This window comes from Rhizobium acaciae (assembly GCF_025941625.1).
Classification (GTDB): Bacteria; Pseudomonadota; Alphaproteobacteria; order Rhizobiales; family Rhizobiaceae; genus Rhizobium; species Rhizobium acaciae.
Map to the genome: position 1 here is coordinate 1 of NZ_JAPCZO010000070.1, position 1,508 is coordinate 1,508.

General features: G+C 58.6%; 1 protein-coding gene and 1 pseudogene. Both read right to left on the bottom strand.

Annotated elements, in window-relative coordinates; all coding sequences use genetic code 11:
- Positions 1-330 (bottom strand): annotated as a pseudogene (locus tag OLZ32_RS39090) (anti-sigma factor); the annotation flags it as partial.
- A gap of 639 nt (positions 331-969) precedes the next feature.
- Positions 970-1,508, bottom strand: a 539-nt coding sequence (locus OLZ32_RS39095) for a calcium-binding protein (protein WP_319641104.1), incomplete at its 5' end; no start/stop codon positions are given.

A 1,508-nucleotide genomic window follows, 5' to 3' on the forward strand; every position in this document is an offset into this window, starting at 1 on the left:
CCGGAACTCGAAAGCGCAAGGGGATGAATGTGATCTATCGAGTTTTTCGTCGAGGGAGCCGAGCTGGGCGGCTTGGGCGTCGCTCGCAGGAACGGGGCCGCCGAGGGCTTGTCGTATAGAGCGAATATAGTCGGCGACTGAGGCGCGCCATTCGCTGTTTTCGTCCTTTGCCGAAGAGCCTGCGGCCGATCACGGCGCGGTCGATGGCGATGCCAGCGACGAGCGAAGCGGCGAGCGCGCCGAGGAAGCGCGGCGGCTGACAGCGGGCGTAGAGACGAATTTGGCACTCTCATGCGCACGAATGCCGGCGAGCATCGCCTCCAATTTCTCACCCCGGGGTTCGACGCGGACATCGTGCGGATGCGGGTGAACGAGCCATCAGGAAGCGAGATCGGACCCGGGTGCTCATGACCAACAGAAGGGCGCTGCGCTAGGCACGGTTTGGCCCGCCGTCGCCACGGCAGATCGAGCTTCCCAACGTGCTACGGCAGCGAGTTCACCAGTAAAATGCGATCCCGCAATGGAAGGATCGGGCCAAGGTTGGTTGGCATTACATCACGTCCGAGAAGCCAATTCAGAACGCCTACGTCGATGCCCTCCAACCGGTAACCGAGCTGTGCGGCGAGATCACCAATGTGCCATCGGCGGCCGATGAGCAAATGAAGCGGCCGCGTCCAGCTTCCTCGCGAATAGGCCGGCTCTTTGTCCGTTGGGCCAGATCACTTTAGCAGACCTCCGCCTCGACCCGAAATACGAAAAGGTGTCCGCACATGGAATCGCGCTTCAGCGCCTCTTGTACCAGCGACAGACACGGGAAACCTTTACCCGTGTTGGCATGGCCGTCATCAACCAAACACTCACACTGTTCGGTTCATTTCCACAAGAAAATCGCCGCATAGTGTTCCCGCGATGTTTTGGCACCTGGCCACGGCCCCACCGGCGGGTTTTTCCAGGCAGGTTCGATCAGCTTCACGCGAACAGGAAGTCGAACGAGTCTAGGCTTGATACTGCCACGTTCTTCAATGTTATGGTATTGTCGCTATCGGCTGTAACGATCGTATCGCTGCCAGATTGACTGAATGCACCAAGAAGCGACGCCCAATCCGCGAAAATGCTGTGATCGATCCTGATTGTGTCATGCGCTGTGCCGGTTGCCACGAAATTCGTGATCGTATCGTGCCCCCAGTTCGGCGAATAGATGAAAAAGTCTGATGCCACCCCACCGATGAGAATATCGTCGCCGGCACCACCGGTCAGCGTGTTGATCCCATTACCCCCGATGATCAGGTTGTCTAGCGAATTTCCTGTTCCACTGAAATCAGCGGTTCCGTTATAGGTGAGGTTCTCGACATTGGCGCCAAGCGTATAGCTTGCCAGGTTCGTGCGAACCCCGTCGGTTCCTTCATTAGCGTTCTCGGTGACGCTGTCGCCGGCATTGTCGACGGCGTAGGTGTCGTCGCCCGCACCGCCGATCAAAGTGTCCGCATTTGCCCCGCCATTCAGCAGGT